The sequence below is a fragment of the Lysinibacillus sp. RU7 genome, assembly GCF_057837305.1.
Map to the genome: position 1 here is coordinate 1 of NZ_JBYQFK010000137.1, position 268 is coordinate 268.

The window sequence follows — 268 nt, forward strand, 5'->3', positions numbered from 1 at the left end:
GTGGGACGAGGCGCGCGGGAACGAACGTCGCCGGATTCCTACCCTTCACTCATGGGAGAGACCGCGCGATGTCCATCGAGACCTTCGGCAACTGGCTCTATGAAACGCCGATCAGCACATCGATCCGCGACATCACCTGGATTATCCCCACGGTGCAGAGCATCCACATCCTGGCGATCGCGATCGTCGTCGGATCGGCGCTCGTGTCCGACCTGCGACTGGCGGGGGTGCTGGCGACGGACGAGACACCAGCCACCGTGGTGCGCCG

General features: G+C 64.6%; 1 protein-coding gene. It reads left to right on the forward strand.

Features of this window, described 5'->3' with window-relative positions; all coding sequences use genetic code 11:
- Nucleotides 1–68: 68 nt before the first annotated feature.
- Nucleotides 69–268, forward strand: a 200-nt coding sequence (locus AC3II9_RS21835) for a hypothetical protein (protein ID WP_489158797.1), incomplete at its 3' end; no start/stop codon positions are given.